17 protein-coding genes and 1 tRNA gene are annotated in these 16,512 nt (G+C 65.1%); 11 read left to right on the top strand and 7 right to left on the bottom strand.

Annotated elements, in window-relative coordinates; genetic code table 11:
- Positions 1 to 43: 43 nt before the first annotated feature.
- The 5 genes from speB to AC07NV_RS00820 all read left to right on the top strand — a co-directional run bounded on the left by speB (position 44) and on the right by AC07NV_RS00820 (position 5,292).
- Positions 44 to 859 carry an agmatinase gene (gene speB, locus AC07NV_RS00840; protein WP_495164444.1) on the top strand — a complete coding sequence of 272 codons (816 nt, stop codon included), beginning with the start codon at positions 44 to 46 and terminating at the stop codon, positions 857 to 859.
- A 20-nt stretch (positions 860 to 879) separates the two neighbouring features.
- Positions 880 to 1,506, top strand: coding sequence for a glutathione S-transferase family protein (locus AC07NV_RS00835; protein ID WP_495164443.1), 627 nt, complete (start codon positions 880 to 882; stop codon positions 1,504 to 1,506).
- Positions 1,496 to 2,095 (top strand): hypothetical protein, encoded by a 600-nt coding sequence (locus AC07NV_RS00830; RefSeq protein WP_495164442.1) that lies wholly within the window; start codon positions 1,496 to 1,498, stop codon positions 2,093 to 2,095. The genes AC07NV_RS00835 and AC07NV_RS00830 overlap by 11 nt, the downstream gene beginning before the upstream one ends.
- A 72-nt stretch (positions 2,096 to 2,167) precedes the next feature.
- Positions 2,168 to 4,810, top strand: a complete 2,643-nt coding sequence (gene alaS / locus AC07NV_RS00825) for an alanine--tRNA ligase (protein WP_495164441.1) — start codon at positions 2,168 to 2,170, stop codon at positions 4,808 to 4,810.
- Positions 4,807 to 5,292, top strand: coding sequence for an SRPBCC family protein (locus AC07NV_RS00820; protein ID WP_495164440.1), 486 nt, complete (start codon positions 4,807 to 4,809; stop codon positions 5,290 to 5,292). The genes alaS and AC07NV_RS00820 overlap by 4 nt, the downstream gene beginning before the upstream one ends.
- Positions 5,293 to 5,379: 87 nt before the next feature.
- Here AC07NV_RS00820 and AC07NV_RS00815 read toward each other — a convergent pair whose 3' ends face one another.
- Positions 5,380 to 5,793 carry a holin family protein gene (locus AC07NV_RS00815; protein WP_495164439.1) on the bottom strand — a complete coding sequence of 138 codons (414 nt, stop codon included), beginning with the start codon at positions 5,791 to 5,793 and terminating at the stop codon, positions 5,380 to 5,382.
- 49 nt (positions 5,794 to 5,842) lie between these two features.
- On the bottom strand, positions 5,843 to 6,412 hold the full coding sequence (locus tag AC07NV_RS00810; RefSeq protein ID WP_495164438.1) for a glycoside hydrolase family 108 protein: 570 nt from the start codon (positions 6,410 to 6,412) through the stop codon (positions 5,843 to 5,845).
- A 71-nt stretch (positions 6,413 to 6,483) separates the two neighbouring features.
- Here AC07NV_RS00810 and AC07NV_RS00805 point away from each other — a divergent pair, with 71 nt between their 5' ends.
- Complete coding sequence (locus AC07NV_RS00805) at positions 6,484 to 7,461, top strand: NADPH:quinone oxidoreductase family protein (RefSeq protein WP_495164437.1); 978 nt, start codon at positions 6,484 to 6,486, stop codon at positions 7,459 to 7,461.
- A 100-nt stretch (positions 7,462 to 7,561) separates the two neighbouring features.
- A complete protein-coding gene (locus AC07NV_RS00800; protein ID WP_495164436.1) occupies positions 7,562 to 7,903 on the top strand; it encodes an EF-hand domain-containing protein in 342 nt (113 codons plus the stop codon).
- A gap of 37 nt (positions 7,904 to 7,940) precedes the next feature.
- Here the strand turns inward: AC07NV_RS00800 and AC07NV_RS00795 are convergent, their stop codons facing one another.
- Both AC07NV_RS00795 and AC07NV_RS00790 read right to left on the bottom strand, forming a co-directional pair.
- Positions 7,941 to 8,684 carry a TSUP family transporter gene (locus tag AC07NV_RS00795; RefSeq protein ID WP_495164435.1) on the bottom strand — a complete coding sequence of 248 codons (744 nt, stop codon included), beginning with the start codon at positions 8,682 to 8,684 and terminating at the stop codon, positions 7,941 to 7,943.
- A 109-nt stretch (positions 8,685 to 8,793) separates the two neighbouring features.
- Positions 8,794 to 8,870, bottom strand: a tRNA-Pro gene (locus AC07NV_RS00790).
- A 254-nt stretch (positions 8,871 to 9,124) separates the two neighbouring features.
- Between AC07NV_RS00790 and yajC the strand changes: the two genes are divergently transcribed.
- From yajC to secF, 3 genes are read left to right on the top strand one after another with little or no spacing between them, the layout of a single operon-like run.
- Positions 9,125 to 9,454: a preprotein translocase subunit YajC gene (gene yajC, locus AC07NV_RS00785; RefSeq protein ID WP_495164434.1), complete on the top strand. Its 330-nt coding sequence runs from the start codon at positions 9,125 to 9,127 to the stop codon at positions 9,452 to 9,454.
- Positions 9,455 to 9,509: 55 nt separating this feature from the next.
- Positions 9,510 to 11,123, top strand: a complete 1,614-nt coding sequence (secD, locus tag AC07NV_RS00780) for a protein translocase subunit SecD (protein WP_495164433.1) — start codon at positions 9,510 to 9,512, stop codon at positions 11,121 to 11,123.
- Between the two features lie 12 nt (positions 11,124 to 11,135).
- On the top strand, positions 11,136 to 12,116 hold the full coding sequence (gene secF, locus AC07NV_RS00775) for a protein translocase subunit SecF (RefSeq protein WP_495164432.1): 981 nt from the start codon (positions 11,136 to 11,138) through the stop codon (positions 12,114 to 12,116).
- Between the two features lie 62 nt (positions 12,117 to 12,178).
- Here the strand turns inward: secF and AC07NV_RS00770 are convergent, their stop codons facing one another.
- Both AC07NV_RS00770 and AC07NV_RS00765 read right to left on the bottom strand, forming a co-directional pair.
- Entirely contained in the window at positions 12,179 to 13,348 is a 1,170-nt protein-coding gene (locus tag AC07NV_RS00770; protein ID WP_495164431.1) for a glycosyltransferase, read from the bottom strand.
- Between the two features lie 102 nt (positions 13,349 to 13,450).
- Positions 13,451 to 14,011 carry a helix-turn-helix domain-containing protein gene (locus AC07NV_RS00765; RefSeq protein WP_495164430.1) on the bottom strand — a complete coding sequence of 187 codons (561 nt, stop codon included), beginning with the start codon at positions 14,009 to 14,011 and terminating at the stop codon, positions 13,451 to 13,453.
- 88 nt (positions 14,012 to 14,099) lie between these two features.
- On the opposite strand from AC07NV_RS00765, the gene AC07NV_RS00760 reads away from it, so the two are divergent.
- Positions 14,100 to 14,582, top strand: a complete 483-nt coding sequence (locus AC07NV_RS00760) for a DUF6456 domain-containing protein (RefSeq protein ID WP_495164429.1) — start codon at positions 14,100 to 14,102, stop codon at positions 14,580 to 14,582.
- Positions 14,583 to 14,676: 94 nt separating this feature from the next.
- Here AC07NV_RS00760 and AC07NV_RS00755 read toward each other — a convergent pair whose 3' ends face one another.
- Positions 14,677 to 16,452 carry an ABC-F family ATP-binding cassette domain-containing protein gene (locus tag AC07NV_RS00755; protein ID WP_495164428.1) on the bottom strand — a complete coding sequence of 592 codons (1,776 nt, stop codon included), beginning with the start codon at positions 16,450 to 16,452 and terminating at the stop codon, positions 14,677 to 14,679.
- Positions 16,453 to 16,512: the final 60 nt, after the last annotated feature.

Genomic DNA, 16,512 nt, shown 5'->3' with positions numbered 1-16,512 from the left:
CGTTGATCCTTGCGCCGCCTCGGCCAACGGTTACAAGCGGCAGATGCCTGCGATCCGCCTTTTCGGCCTCCCCACCGACATCAACAGCAGCTTCGAACGGGGAGCCGCCGCGGGGCCGAGCGCGATCCGCGCAGCGCTTTGGAGCGATCGCGGCAATATGGCGAGCGAACTCGGGCCCGAGATCGGTACCGACATCGCCTTCGCCGACGATGGCGATCTGCCGCTGACCGAAGATACGGTGCGCGACGATGCCGCTATCCGCCGTCACGTCGCCATGCTGCACGAAGATGGCGAGGTGCCGTTCGCGCTTGGCGGCGACCATGCGGTGACCTTTCCGCTCGTCGAAGCCGCGGCGACCTGCTTTGGGCCGGTCAATATCCTCCATTTCGATGCGCACCCCGATCTCTACGACGATTTCGCCGGCAATCCGCGCAGCCATGCCTCGCCCTTCGCGCGTATTTGCGAGGCGGGCCACGCGGCGCGACTGGTGCAGGTCGGAATAAGAACCCTCAACCGTCACTGCCGCGAGCAGGCAACACGGTTCGGGGTCGAGATTATCCCGATGGCAGGCTTTGCCCCCGATCGGGTGCCGGTGCTTGAAGGGCCCCTCTATATTTCGATCGACCTCGACGGCATCGACCCGTCCGCAGCGCCCGGGGTCGCGCATCCCGAGCCTGGTGGGCTGACGGTGCGTGAAATTCTTGCCGTGCTGCACAAACAGACCGCACCGATCGTTGGTGCTGATATCGTCGAGCTTCATCCTGGCCGCGATACCGGTGGTGTGACTGCGATTCTTGGCGCCAAGCTCGTTCGCGAGCTTGCGGCACTGATCGACCGCAACGGCCCCCACAAAAACTGATTCCACAAGGAGAACGCCCCGTGACCCTCATTGTCCACCATCTGAACAACAGCCGCTCGCAGCGTATCCTGTGGTTGCTCGAGGAAATCGGCGCGCCGTACGAGGTCAAATATTACGACCGCGATCCGGTGACCAACCTCGCGCCGCCCGAACTGATCGCGATTCATCCGCTCGGAAAGTCGCCGGTAATTGAGGATAACGGGCGCGCCATCACCGAATCGGGCGCGATTACCGAATATCTGTGCGAGCGGCACGGTGGTGCTTCCCTTGTTCCCGAGCGCGGCACCGACGATCACATCAGCCATCTCGAATGGCTGCATTTCGCCGAAGGATCGGCGATGACCCCGATCCTGCTGCGCCTTTATACGGCGCGCCTCGGCGAAGCGGCGGCGCCGATCGAGCCGCGCATCGCGCAACAGCTCGACGCGCATTTCGCCTATATGGAAAGCCGTGTCGGCGACAACGGACACTTCATCGGCGACAGCCTGTCGGCGGCGGATATCATGCTGAGTTTCCCGGCCGAAATCGCGATCATGCAGGGCATGGCGCCGCGCTATCCGAAGCTCGCGGGATTCGTGAACGCGTGCCATGTCCGCCCCGCCTGGCAGCGCGCGCGCCAAAAAGGCGGCGCCTATTATGGCTATTGATCGGTGGGCTCGCGTCCGCGTCCTGATCGCGGCTGCGACGCTGATTGCCGGTAGTCCCGTTGTGCTTGCGGCGCCGCCGACCGTCGCGCCCGAAGTCGAGCGCGAGGTCATCGCCCCCGACGGCGTGATTTTCAAGCCGGCGCCGATCGACGAGGAAGGGGCCATCGATCGCCTTGCGGCCTATACGATGGCGCTGGCGAAACGCGAATATGAGAGCGCCTATGCGATGCTGCGCCTGTCGTTCCAGGCATCGAACCCGCGGCTCGAGTGGGAAATGAACCTGCGCAAGCGCCCGATGCTGTGGGCCGACGGGACGATCCGTCTCCTGCGCCTCAGCTGGTATCTCGACCCGGCGGGGCAGCCGCCGGGGCTTTACGCCGCCTTCGATTTTCGCGGCGATCGCAAGGACAAGGCGATGGATTGCGGCTATATCGTCGTTCACCGCGCTACGCCCGCTGACGGCTGGACGGTGGTGCGCACCGACACGTCCGAAGTGCCAGCCGACCTGATCGAAGAGGGCGTGCCCAAGGCCGACGTCCTGCGCCAGTTGCCCTGCTATCTGGGCAAGGGGATCGCCACCAATTTCTGACCGATTGTGCCGATGATGGTCATCGACACTAATCACCTTGTCGCGTCGCCGCAAAATGCCTAATTCGCGCGCATGACATCGACCAACGACATTCGCCGCTCGTTCCTCGACTATTTCGGGGGGACGGGCCACCATATCGAAGCTTCGGCGCCGCTGGTGCCGTATAATGACCCGACGTTGATGTTCGTCAACGCCGGGATGGTGCCGTTCAAGAATGTCTTCACCGGGCTGGAAACGCGGCCGTACAGCACCGCGGCTTCGTCGCAGAAGTGCGTGCGCGCCGGCGGCAAGCACAACGACCTCGACAATGTGGGCTTTACGGCGCGTCATCACACCTTCTTTGAAATGCTCGGGAATTTTTCCTTCGGCGACTATTTCAAGGAACAGGCGATCCATCATGCCTGGACGCTGATTACCAAGACCTGGGGTCTCGCGCCCGAGAGGCTGACGGTCACCGTCTATCACACCGACGACGAGGCGTTCGACCTGTGGAAGAAGATCGCGGGCCTGCCCGAGGAGCGGATTATCCGCATCGCGACGAGCGACAATTTCTGGTCGATGGGCGACACCGGTCCGTGCGGGCCGTGCAGCGAAATCTTCTATGATCATGGCGACCACATCTGGGGCGGCCCCCCGGGATCGCCCGAAGAGGACGGCGACCGGTTCGTCGAGATCTGGAACCTGGTCTTCATGCAATACGACCAGCGCGCGCCGGGTGACCGGATCGACCTGCCGCGGCCCAGCATCGACACCGGCATGGGGCTGGAGCGCGTCGCGGCGGTGTTGCAGGGCGTTCACGACAATTATGACACCGATACGTTCAAGGCGCTGATCGCGGCGTCGGTCGACCTGACCGGGGTTCCTGCCGAGGGGGCGACGCAGGCGAGCCACCGCGTGATCGCCGACCATCTTCGCGCATCGAGCTTCCTCGTCGCCGATGGCGTGCTGCCGTCGAACGAAGGCCGCGGCTATGTGCTGCGCCGGATCATGCGCCGCGCGATGCGCCATGCACATCTGCTCGGCGCCAAGGATCCGCTGATGTACCGGCTGTTGCCGTCGCTGACAGCCGAGATGGGCGCCGCCTATCCCGAGCTGATCCGCGCGCAGCCGCTGATTGCCGAGACGCTCGAGCGTGAAGAAACCAAGTTCCGTCAGACGCTCGACAAGGGGCTGCGGCTGCTCGACGAGGCGACGGTGGGCATGGGAGCGGGAGCGACGCTGCCCGGCGAGGTCGCGTTCAAGCTCTACGACACCTTCGGCTTCCCCTATGATCTGACCGAAGATGCCTTGCGCACGCACGATATCTCGGTTGATCGCGCAGGCTTCGACGCAGCGATGGCGCAACAGAAGGCGGCGGCGCGCGCGGCGTGGAAGGGCAGCGGCGAAAAGGCATCGGACGAGATCTGGTACGACATCGCAGAAACGCAGGGCGGTACCGAATTCACCGGCTATGGCGCGACATCGGGCGAGGGCCAGGTGATCGCGCTCGTCAAGGATGGCGCGTCGGTCGATGAGGCGAAGGCGGGCGACGAACTGGTCGTGCTGACCAACCAGACGCCCTTTTATGGCGAGAGCGGCGGCCAGATGGGCGACAGTGGCACGATCGCAACGTTGGCGGGCGCCAAGGCGTCGGTCAGCGACACCGCGAAGCCGCTCGGACGGCTGCACGCGCATCACACAAAGCTTGAGGCGGGCAGCCTCAAGGTAGGCGACACGGTGCAATTGACCGTCGATGCCGCACGGCGCGACCGGATCCGCGCCAATCACAGCGCAACGCACCTGCTGCACGCAGCGCTCCGCAACCGGCTGGGCGGCCATGTGACGCAGAAGGGCAGCCTCGTTGCCGAGGATCGTTTCCGCTTCGACTTCTCGCATCCCAAGGCGCTGAGCGCCGGGGAGATTGCCGGCATCGAAGCCGATGTGAACGCGCAAATCCGCGGCAACGATGCGGTGACGACGCGGCTGATGACCCCCGATGACGCGGTCGCGGCGGGTGCGCTGGCGCTGTTCGGCGAGAAATATGGCGACGAGGTGCGGGTGCTCTCCATGGGCGCAGCGGACGACCATCACTATTCGGTCGAGCTTTGCGGCGGGACGCACGTTCGCGCGCTTGGCGACATCGCATTGCTTAAAATCGTCAGCGAAAGCGCCGTCTCTTCCGGGGTGCGGCGTATCGAGGCGCTGACCGGCGATGCGGCGCGCGTCTGGCTCAATGGCCGCGACGAGGCGTTGAAGGCGGCGGCGGCGGCGCTCAAGACATCGCCCGACGATGTGCCGGCGCGTGTGGCGCAGCTTGCCGAGGCGCTGAAGAAGGCCGAGCGCGAACTTGCTGACGCCAAAAAGGCACTGGCGATGGGCGGCGGCGGTGCTGCGGCGGGGCCGGCGGTCGAGCAGGTCGGCGAGACCGCGTTCATCGCGCAGGTCGTCGACGGGCTTGATCCCAAGGATCTGCGCGGCACGGTCGATGGGTTGAAGAAGCAGGTCGGAAGCGGCGTGGCGATGCTGGTTGCGGTCAATGACGGCCGCGCGTCGGTTGCGGTCGGAGTGACCGACGACAAGACGGGCAGCCTCAGCGCGGTCGATCTTGTCAAAGCGGCGGTTGCGGCGCTTGGCGGACAGGGCGGCGGCGGACGGCCCGACATGGCACAGGGCGGCGGCCCGAACGGCAACGCGGCGAATGATGCCGTCGCGGCGGTCAAAGCCGCACTCGCTTGAAACCGACCAAGAAGACGCGGCGCACCGATCATGCCGAACGGCTGATCGCGGCGCCGCTGGTCGATGTCTTTTCGGCCTTCACCAGCGAAACGAAGCTCGCGCAATGGTTGCCGCCAGACGGGGCGACGGGCGAATTCGAGCATGTAGACCTGCGTCCCGGCGGCGGCTTTCTGATGCGGCTGACGTTCGCCGATGCGGATATCGAGACCAAAGGCGACGACGACAGCGATGTCGTCGAGGTGTATATTCCGACGCTGGATGACGGCCAGCTGATCATATGGGAGGTCGAGTTCGTATCCGACGACCCGCGCTTTTCAGGGACGATGGCGATGCATTGGTGCCTGTCGCGGCAAAGCGGCGGCACGCTGGTCACGATCGACGCGCATCATGTGCCGCCCGGGATTTCGGCCAAGGATCATGTGGAGGGGCTGAACAGCTCGCTCGCGAATTTGGCTGGGGTGGTGGAGGGCACTGCCTCCTGAATCCGCTCCCCCTGAGCCTGTCGAAGGGCCGTTTTTCTTGAACGAAAGAACGGTGCTTCGACAAGCTCAGCACGAACGGAAGAGAGATCAGCCTTCAATTCCCCGGGACTTCCCCCAAGCCCTGGCCGCCGTATATCCCAGATACCCCGTACCAAAGAGCGCGTAGAGCGGCTCCGGGATGCCGGCGAGATAGGCGTTCATGCCGTCGGCGATGCCCTTGGCCATTTCGGGGCGGGCCGCAGCGACCAAGCCCATCGGGATCGCCCACAGCAGCAGGACATACATGACATAGAGGAAGCTGGGCCGCGCGCGGCTAGTCCACGGGTCGGCGCTGTTCGCTTCGGCGACGATCGCGGTCATCCGGGTGCGGATCGCTTCCATTTCCTGGCTGCCCTCCATTTTGAGGAGTTCGAGCTTGGCGCGGTCGCGCGCTTCGGGGTCGGGGATGATCTTGTCGATCAGCTTGGCGATGGGGCCGATCAGGCCTTCGATGATGCTCATATGCCAATGTCCTTGTCCTGAAAGTTGCTAAAGTTGTCCACGCGGGCGGTCAGTGCTCGCCGATGCGGCCCGCGAGCCAGCCGTAGAGAAAGGCCTCCTGGCTGGGGCGGCGTTCGGCGAGCGCGATGTAGCGTTCGCCCTGCAGCGCCTCCATCGCGCGGAGGAGGACGGTTTCACCGTCTTTGCCGCGTGCTTTCAGGAAGCCGTCGAGCGCAGACAGCGTGCGGGCTCCGACATCGCGATCGACCGCAATATCGGGATAGTCGCGCGCGGCGCGGTTGAGGGCATTGAGCGCGCGCTGGAGGAAGCCCGCCGCGGTGCCGATGCCCATGTTGACGCCGGTGTCGAACAGCTCTGCTGCGATCTTCGGCGCGCGCAGCGCAACCTTGTCGAAACCTGGGCGCAGCCAATAGAGGCGGCGGTAGATGCTCGCCGCTTCGCTTCGCGGCAGGTCGCGCATCGCGCCGGCATAGCCCTGCGCGCGTGCGACCGCTTCGGTGATCCCCCAGCAAGTGGGCCCGCCCCGGTCGGCGGGGTGGTTTACATATCGGCCTTCGCGGTCGATGACGGCGTCGATCAATGCGTCGGCGTCGGAGGCCGATGGGTCGTGTCGTGGCATGAGTCGCTCCTGTGGTTTGTTGAACAGATAAAACGAACCATATTGGAATATTGTAGGAAAGGGTTTTCGGCATGCGGGCGTTGCAGGTGTGTGAATTACTGCCCGATCATGCTGGCGCTTCGCTCGTCGATCTGGCCGTTCCCGCGCCCGGACCGGGAGAGGTACGCGTGCGCGTGCGCGCCGCAGCGGTGAATTTCCCCGATCTGTTGATGACGGGCGGGGGCTATCAGCTGAAACCCGATCTGCCGTTCGTGCCGGGGCTGGAATTTGCGGGCGAGGTCGATGCGCTGGGCGACGGGGTGACGGGGTGGGCGGTTGGCGATGCCGTGATCGGCGGCAACCGGTTCGGCGCGATGGCCGAATATTGCGTCGTACCAGCGGGGGCGCTGCGGCAAAAGCCCGAACGATTGTCGTGGGACGCGGCGGCGGCTTATGCCGTCGCCTATCTCACCGCCTATGTCGCGCTGGTTCGCTGTGCGCGGGTCGAGCCCGGTGAATGGGTGCTCGTCCATGGCGCGGCGGGCGGGGTCGGGCTGGCGACGGTCGATCTGGCCCAGGCGCTTGGCGCGCGCGTGATCGCGGCGGCAAGCAGCGCGGCGAAGCGCGATGCCATCGCCGGACTATATGCCCCCGATGCGCTGATCGCCGCCGATCCGGGGTTTCGTGAGGAGGTAAAGGCCCGGACCGGGGGCAGGGGCGCCGATGTGATCTTCGACCCCGTTGGCGGCGACGTCTTTGACGAATCGACGCGCTGCATCGCGTTCGGCGGGCGGCTGCTCGTCATCGGCTTTGCGTCGGGGCGCATTCCGGAGGTGTCGGTGAACATGCCGTTGATCAAGGGCTTCTCGGTCGTCGGGGTGCGCGCGGGCGAATATGGCCGGCGCTTTCCCGAGCGTGGCGCGGAGAATGTTGCGGCGATCGATGCGCTGGCGGCGGAGGGGACGATTCGCCCCCACGTCCATGCCGTGCTGGAGCTTGAGGACTGGCGCGAAGGTTTCGCGATGCTGGAACGGCGCGAGGTGGTGGGGAAGGTTGTGCTCAAACCGTGATGAGCCGAGTCCCGTTGCCATAGTTTTGCGACACGCGAGATGCCATGTCCGCGCCGGGGCGTACCGGCGTGCTCGCCGAACATGACCAAAAGGACGATATATGAAGAAATTGACGATGATCGCCGCTTCGCTCGGCCTCGCCATTCCGGCGATTGCCGCTGCGCAGCCGCCGCAGGACGGCGGGCGCATGTTCGCGATGATCGACGCGAACGGCGATGGCAAGCTGGACAAGGCCGAGATCACCAAAATGTCCGAAATGCGCGCTCAGCGGCAAGGCGATCCGACCCTGGCTTCGCCGGAAAAGGTCGACGCCTTCATCAAACATATCGACGCCAACGGCGATGGCGTGATCGACAAGGCGGAACTGGAAGCAAGGCAGAAGGCGCGCGCCATGCCGCCGCCGCAGGAAGAGCCGCAGGCCACACCGCAAGAGGCGAGCTGAGGCGGGCGAGGCGGCATTCCGGGACCGGAATGCCGCCTCAGGCGACCGCGATCTGGATGGCCTGAAACAGGAAGGTCGCACCGATGATTGTGACGATCCAGCGGCGGCTGGCGCGGAAATGCGCGTCGCTGATGCGGTCGAGGATCGCGCCGCCGACCATGATCCCGGCCATCGACGCGATGATCGCGATGGCGGTGACCGGCAGCGGGATGATCGCGCGCGCCGCCGTGCCCAGTAGCAAGGCGCCGTAGACGAGGATTTTGGCTGCATGGCCCATGGCCTGCATGACCGCCTTGGTCGCGACGACCTGATGCCGGTTGAGCTTCGTGTGGATGAACAGGAGGTCGGTCACCGGGCCGGATACGCCCGAGACAAGGGCGATCCCGGTCGAGACAAATCCACCGCCGAGAGCGTGCCAGCGATTGGTTGCGTCGAGCGATAGCCAGCGTTCGGGCAACCAGACAAGGATGGGCATCAGGCCGAGTCCGAGAAAAACATAGAATTTGGTCGGCGCGAAAATCACCAGCGAGAAAAAGCCGACAGCAGCCGCGGCACCGATCCCGAACCACAGCAGGACGCGCCAGGCGACATGCGCCCGGTGCAGCAGGACGCGCCAGCTGTTCGAGGCGAACTGGATGACGCCATGGAGAGCAAGGGCGGTGGTGACGGGCAGGGTCCAGGCAAGCACGCCCATGAAGATGAGGCCGCCCGCCATGCCGAACACACCCGAAAGGATGGAGGTCAGAAAGGCGGCCGCGACGATCAATAGGCTGACCTGCATCGTCCTCCGCTTTCCTTCATGCGCGCCGATGCGCCGCTCTGCGGGCGCCGACGGGTGGCCCCGTCCATCCCCGATGGCGGAGTCATGCTGTCAGATTGTCAGATAAATTTGGTCGGGACGAGAGGATTCGAACCTCCGACCCCCACACCCCCAGTGTGATGCGCTACCAGGCTGCGCTACGTCCCGACCGGCCCTGTTGGGCAGGCGAGGCCCCTAGCGCGGGTTGACGGGCGATGCAAGCGGGGATGGCCTGTAATCGGCTCGATCGACGCGACGGGGTTGATCTGGCGGCCATCATTCCCATTTCGGCGGCGCTTGCCAAGGGGGGCGGGGCGCAGCGACTGGTTGCGCGCAAGTCCCCTGCGTGATAGGCGCCGCGCCATATTTGCGTGCCGGTTCCGCGGGAACGGGCGCGCCCTCGAACGGAAAGTTTTTCATCGATGTCGACGCAATTGCTTCTGACCCAGGCGGCCGGATCGGGCGGCGGGGCTGCCGGTTTCCTGATGCTGGTTCCCTATCTGCTGATCTTTGCCGTATTCTGGTTCTTCCTGATCCGTCCGCAGCAGGTGCGCGCGAAGGAACATCGCGCCAAGGTCGCGGCGGTGAAGCCGCGCGACCAGGTCGTGACCGGCGGCGGGATCGTCGGCAAGGTGACACGCGTCGATGACGATTACGCCGACGTCGAAATCGCGCAGGGCGTGAAGATCAAGGTCGTCAAGTCGACCCTGGCCGACGTTCTGCAGCCCGGTGGCAAGCCCGCCAACGACTGACGCGGCGGAGGCCGCGGTCGCCGTGGCCCCGCTCTTGTTATCGGACTTTTAGACTATGCTCGATTTCCCGCGCTGGAAGACCATCGGCATCAGCATCATCCTGCTGCTTGGCGTCATCTTCTCCATCCCCAGCTTCCTTCCCGAAAAGACGCTGAACAGTTTGCCGTCTTTCCTGCAGGCGAAGGTCAATTTGGGCCTCGACCTTGCCGGCGGCAGCCACTTGCTGCTCGAGGCGGATATCGCCGATCTGCGCAAGACGCAGCTGGCGAATATGGAGAAGACCGTGCGCACCGCGATGCGCGGCGCAAGCGGGCCCGACGACGATATCGCGATCGGCGAATTGTCGACGGCAGGCGGCAAGATCAGCTTCCTCGTTCGCGACCTCGCGAAGCTCGATGAAGCCCGCGAGCGGCTGTTCAGCGAGACGCGCGGCGCGCAGATGACCGGCCAGCGCGACTGGACCATCAATGTTGTCGATTCGACGCGTATCGTGATGACCCCGACCAGCGCCGGGCAGGCGCAGGCGGTGGCGAACGCAATGGATACGGCGCGCGATATCATCGACAAGCGCGTCAACGCGCTGGGCACGCGCGAACCGACGATCATCCGCGAGGGCACCGACCGTGTGGTCGTGCAGGTCCCCGGTTTGCAGGATCCGGCGGCACTCAAGGAACTGATCGGCAAGACCGCGCGCCTCGAGTTCCGCATGGTCGATGCCAACGCCGACCCCGCCGAAGCCGCCGCGGGCCGTGTGCCGGTGGGCAGCGAGATCATCCCCTATGCCGAGGGCGAGGGCAATGGCGCGGCGTTCGAAGTGCTGCGCCGTCAGGTGATGATCAGCGGCGAACAGCTGATCAACGCCAAGCAGGACTTTGACCAGCAGAGCAATCAGCCGGTCGTTTCGATCCGGTTCGATTCGGGCGGATCGAGCACCTTTGCCAAGGTGACGTCGCAGAGCGTCGGCAAGCGTTTCGCGATGGTGCTCGACGGCAAGGTGCTGTCGGCGCCGTCGATCAACGAACCGATCCTTGGCGGCAGCGCGCAGATTTCGGGCAGCTTCAGCGTGGCGAGTGCCAACGCGCTGGCGATTTCGCTGCGTTCGGGCGCCCTGCCGGTGAAGATGGCGGTGGTCGAGGAACGCACGGTGACCCCCGAACTCGGCGCCGATTCGATCCGCAAGGGCGTGATCGCGGGCATTATCGCCACCGTCTCGGTGCTGGTGCTGATGATGGTCGTTTATGGCCGCTTTGGCGTCTACGCCAACATCGCGCTGTTCTTTAACGTGTTCCTGATCATCGCGGTCATGGCGGCGTTCAACGCGACGCTGACCCTGCCGGGGATCGCCGGCTTCGTGCTTACGATCGGCGCGGCGGTCGACGCCAACGTGCTGATCAACGAGCGAATACGCGAAGAGCTGAAACGCGGGCGAAAGGTTTTCCAGGCGGTCGAGTTGGGTTATTCCGAAGCCAGCCGCGCGATTTTCGACGCCAACGTCACCAACGTTATCGCCGCGGCGCTGATGTTCTGGTTCGGCTCGGGCCCGATCAAGGGCTTTGCCGTGGTGCTGACCATCGGCATCGTCACCAGCGTATTTACCGCCGTCACCGTCACCCGCCTGTTCGTCGCCCATTGGCTGCGGTCGGCGCGTCCGACGTCGATCAACATTTAAGGGAGCGAAACGATGCGATTGCTCAAACTCGTCCCCGACGACACCAATATCGATTTTCTGCAATGGCGGAAAATTGCGTCCTTCATGAGCTTTTTCCTCGTGGCCGTGTCGATCGCGCTGGTCGCGGTCAAAGGCCTCAATCTCGGTGTCGACTTTGTCGGTGGCCAGTCGGTGCGTGTCGAATTCACGCAGGCAATGCCGCCGATCGACGAAATTCGCGAGAAGGTGGGCAATATCGGCCTTGGCGAAGCGACGATCCAGCAGTTCGGATCGGACAAGGCCGTGTCGATCCGCACCGCACTTCCCGAAGGCGACAAGTCTGCCGCCGAGCGTGCGGGGAAGCAACTGGTATCCGGCATCCAAAAGGCCTTCCCGACCGCGAAGACCGGCTCGGTCGAAACCGTGTCGGGCAAGGTGTCGGGCGAATTGATCCGGACCGGTGCCATCAGCCTCGGGCTCGCGATCATCGGCATTTCCATCTATATCTGGATCCGCTTCGAATGGCAGTTCGGCGTCGGGGCGCTGGGCCGCCTGTTCCACGAGGTGTCGCTGACGTTCGGCCTGTTCGCGGTGACGCAGATGCAGTTCGACCTGAACAGCGTCGCGGCCTTGCTGACGATCGTCGGCTATTCGCTCAACGATACGATCGTCGTCTATGACCGAATCCGCGAAAATCTGAAAAAATACCGGAAGATGGAGATTGTTCCGCTTCTCAACCTCAGCATCAACGAAACGCTGTCGCGCACGGTCATGACCACCCTGGCCATGGTGCTCGCGCTCGGCACGCTGTTGATCTTTGGTCCCGACGTCATTTTCGGCTTTACCGCCGCGATGCTGTTCGGCGTGTTCATCGGCGGCTATTCGTCGGTGCTGATGTCGACCCCGGTGCTGGTCTGGCTGAAGGTCGGACCCGACAGCTTCGTTCCGCGCACAACGTCGGGGATCGACGGCGGCGAACGCGTCGAACGCAAGGACGACGGCGCGGTCGTCTGAGCCGTCATATCTTGAGAGAAACGGCGCCGGCCCGCTGAGCAAGCGGGCCGGCGTTGCCATATCTAGGAGCCAGCGCAGCGGCGAAGATGCGCGGCGAGTTCGCGGCCATTGCGGTCCCAGTCGAAGCGGCCAGCGAGGGTTGCTGCGACATCGGCCGGTGACGGCGGGGCCGCGAGGATCGCTTGCACCGCCGCCGCAATGGCTTCGGGCGTGCGCTGGACGATGCGCCCGGCAACCGGCGCTGTCACCAGTTCGGCAGCGCCGCCGGCGTCGCTGATGACGATGGGAGTGCCGCAGGCGAGGGCTTCGACCCATGCATTGGCGAGACCTTCGCTGGCGGACGGCATGACGACGGCGTCGGCGGCGCTATAAAGCTGCGGCAGGTCGGCGTTGGCGACGGGGCCCATGAAATGGACACGGGCGCCGACGCCCAATTTCTGTGCGAGCGCGCGGTAGCGGCCTTCTTCTTCGCCCGAGCCGGCGAGCCAATAGTGAACGCCGGAAAGGGCGGGTAGCGCTTCGATGACCAGCGCCTGTCCCTTGCGGGGGATCAGCGCGCCGACGGTGAGGATTGTGGGCGCGCCGCCCATTCCCAGCGCGGCACGGGCTGCGGTTCGGTCGCCGGGCGAAAAGCGGGCGCCGTCGATGCCGGTGTAGTGGACGGCGATCCGGGCCGGGTCGATGCCGATGGCTGCCATCTCGCCGCGCATCGCGTCGGATACCGCGAGCAGGCCGGCGGCACGGCCGGCCGCGGCGAGCAGTTGCGGTGCGGTCGCCGGATCATGGCCGAAATGGCTGATGTCGGCGCCGCGCGCCTTGGCTGAAAAGGGCAGGCCCAGCGCATCGGCGACGCGCATCGCGGCGGGTCCGTCGGGATAGAAGAATTGCGCGTCGACAACATCGAATTCGCGGCCGCGCACGACCGACAGAACAGCGCGCGCGATCTTTGCCGGATTGAAGCGGGCGCCGATGCGCGGGATCAGTGTGAAGCGCGGGCGCAGGATTGTCAGGCCGTTCCAGCTGTCGATCCGCGGCAGGTTGCGTAGCGCGCGATAGCGTTTGTGAAGCGACAGCGGGAAGGGCGGCAGACCGACGGGGGCGACGATCGTCAGCTCGATGCCCGGCTGCGCCGCGAGCGCGCGCAGGCTTTTCTCGACGAACAGGCCGAAATTAGGCCGGGCGTCGTCGGGGAAGAGCGTCGCGATCGACAGGACGCGCAGGGGAGTTGTCATAGCCCCCAATCCCGTTCGTACTGAGCCTGCCGAAGCACTGTTTTTCCTCTTGGAAACAGAAAAGGACAGCCCTTCGACAAGCTCAGGGCAAACGGATGTGGGTTAGAGCGTGCGGAGCAGGCGGACGGCGACGGCGGCCCAGGGCGGGTTGCTCACGACCTGCTGGCGCTGGCCTGTACCCAGCGGGAGCAGGTGGAGTTTTTCACCGTCGACATTGAGCAGGCGGGCGAAGAAGAAGCGGCCGGCAGGGCGGGGCACGAGCAGGTCGCGGTTGAGCGCGCTCGTCCAGCCGCTCTCGATGCGGCGGCACCAGATTTCGTCGCCGGCGCGATAGTCGCCGATCGACGAGGTGACGCGCACCGCGACCATATCCTCGCCCGGGCGCGCGGTGAGCGCCTGTTCGACGCGCGTCGGCGCCTGCGCGCCGTCGGCGCCGAGCAGCGCGGTGATCGTGAGCTGGGTATCCTGTGGCAGCTGGACAAGCTCGGCAGCATCGACGCCGAGCGCGGCAGCGATGCGGTTCATCCAGCCGAGCGAGAGCGTGCGCGTACCGGTTTCGAGGCGGCCGATCGTCTGCGCGGTGGTCGGCGGATTACAGCGCTGGCCGACCTCTTCGAGCGTCAGTCCCTTGGCGCGGCGGACGGACCGGATGCTGTTGATCATCGCGAACACCTTCAAATAACCAAATCGGTTTCTTCTTTCCTACAAAATATTCCAGTGTCAAGCCCTGCGTGCAGCAAGGGAGAATCGCATGATCGCACGCAGCCTCGAAACCCGCCTCCACCCCGACGACCGCATAGATCCGGGCAAGACGGGACCGCAGGTGATGCGGCATGTCACGGTCCATGTCGGCGAAAGCCCGATCGCCTGGCTGGCATCGCGCGGACATCTGACCGACGCACAGCTTCGCGCCGGCGAGCGGCTGCGCGCGGATTATGAGCGTGCAGGGTTGGCGGCGTGCGTGACGATGCGCTGGGATGCCGTACCGCCCGCGAAAAGCCGCGGGGGCACGCGGGCGTCGGATGCGTCGCTGGCACGGATCGATGCGCACCGCCGCTTTCATGCGGCGCTCGACGCGGCGGGGCCGGGGCTGGCCGATATCTGCTGGCGCGTCATTTGCGCGGGCGAGGGGATTGGCGGTGCCGAGAAAATGCTGGGGTGGCCGGCGCGGTCGGGGAAGCTGGTGCTGGGGCTGGCGCTCGACCGGCTGGTGCGCTTTTACGGGACCGGTTGACCATGCACTTGCCGTACCCCGGACTTGACCCGAGGTCCGCCTTGCCCGGCAGAAAAAAAGACGGGTCCCGGGTCAAGCCCGGGATGACGAAGGGTTAGGCCAAGCTCTCCACTTCTTCAGCCAGCGCGAGCCAGCGATCCTCTGCCGCCGCCTTTTCCTCGCGCAGCGTGTCGAGTTTTGCAGTGAGCGCATTGAACCGCGCATTGTCGCGTGTGAACAGCGTGCCGTCGGAGAGCTCGGTCTCGGCCTTGGCCATCTCAGCTTCGATCTCTTCGATCCGGCCGGGCAGCATGTCGTAGTCGCGTTGATCCTTGTAGGTGAGCTTCTTGCGCGCGGTCGGTGGAGGTGGTGCGGCGGCTGCGGTTACCTTGGCCTTGGCGCTATTCGGTTTGACCCGCTTCGCTTCCCAATCGGCATAGCCGCCCGCGACGATGTCGACCTTTCCCGACCCGTCGAGGCCGAGCGTCACGGTCACGGTGCGGTCGAGGAAGTCGCGGTCGTGGCTGACGAGCAGCACGGTGCCCGCATAGTCGGCGATGACTTCCTGCAACAGGTCGAGTGTTTCGAGGTCGAGGTCGTTGGTTGGCTCGTCGAGCACGAGCAGGTTCGATTCACGGGCGAATTCACGCGCGAGCAGCAGTCGCGAGCGCTCGCCGCCGGAGAGCGCGCTGACGCTGGCTTCGACGACGCCGGGGTCGAAGAGAAATTCCTTCAAATATCCCTGAATATGTTTTTTGACCCCGCGCACCTCGACCCAGTCGCCGCCGTCGGCGAGGATGTCGCGGACACGCTTTTCGGGCGAGAGCAGGCTGCGTTGCTGGTCGATAATGATTCCGTCGAGCGTTGGGGCGAGGGTGATGCTGCCTTCGTCGGGCTGGATTTCGCCGGTCAGCAGCTTGAGCAACGTCGACTTGCCCGCGCCGTTCGCACCGACGATGCCGATGCGGTCGCCGCGCTGGACGCGGAAATCGAAATTCTTGATGATCGTGCGGTCGCCAAAGCTTTTCGAGACGCCCTCTGCGACGATGACCGATTTCGACCGGACATCGTCGTTGGCCAGGCCGAGTTTGGCGACGCCGGGGCCGCCGATCATCGCGGCGCGGGTCGCGCGCATTTCCCTGAGTTTTTCGAGGCGGCCTTGATTGCGCTTACGGCGCGCGGTGACCCCGCGTTCGAGCCAGTGCGCCTCGAGCCGCAGTTTCGAATCGAGGCGCTGTGCGGCGCGGGCTTCCTCGGCCGCGACCGCGTCGCTCCATTCCTCGAATCCGCCGAAGCCGATTTCCTTGCGGCGAATGCTGCCGCGGTCGAGCCAAAGGGTCTGGCGGGTCAGGCGGGTGAGGAAGGTCCGGTCGTGGCTGATCGCGACAAAGGCGCCAGTGTAACGCGCGAGCCAGTTTTCGAGCCAGTCGATGGCAGCGAGGTCGAGGTGGTTGGTCGGTTCGTCGAGCAGCAGCACGTCGGGGTTTTGGGCAAGCGCGCGGGCGAGTGCGGCGCGGCGGCGCTCGCCACCCGAGGCGCTGGCCGCGGTGCGGCTCATGTCGATGCCAAGCTGGTCGGCGATGGCTTCGACTTCATAGGCTTCGGGGGCGTCGGGCGCGGCGATGGCGAAATCCATCAACGTCGCGAAGCCCGAAAAATCGGGTTCCTGTTCGAGCATCACGACGTGCGTGCCCGGAACGATCACGCGCTTGCCCTTGTCGGCGTCGATCTGCCCGGCGAGCAGCTTGAGCAAGGTCGTCTTGCCCGCGCCGTTGCGGCCGATGAGCGCGAGGCGGTCGCGTTCGCCGACATAGATGTCGAGGTCCTGGAACAGCCAGCCGCTGCCCTGCACAAGGCCAAGGCCTTCGTATGAAAGAATGGGAGCTGCCATGATGAACGGCGCGCTACCGTTCCGTTCAGCATCATGCAAGCGCGCTGCGCACAAAGGCCG

It is taken from the genome of Sphingopyxis sp. GW821-FHT10B01 (assembly GCF_059415685.1).
This window is presented reverse-complemented; position numbering and strand designations above follow the sequence as displayed.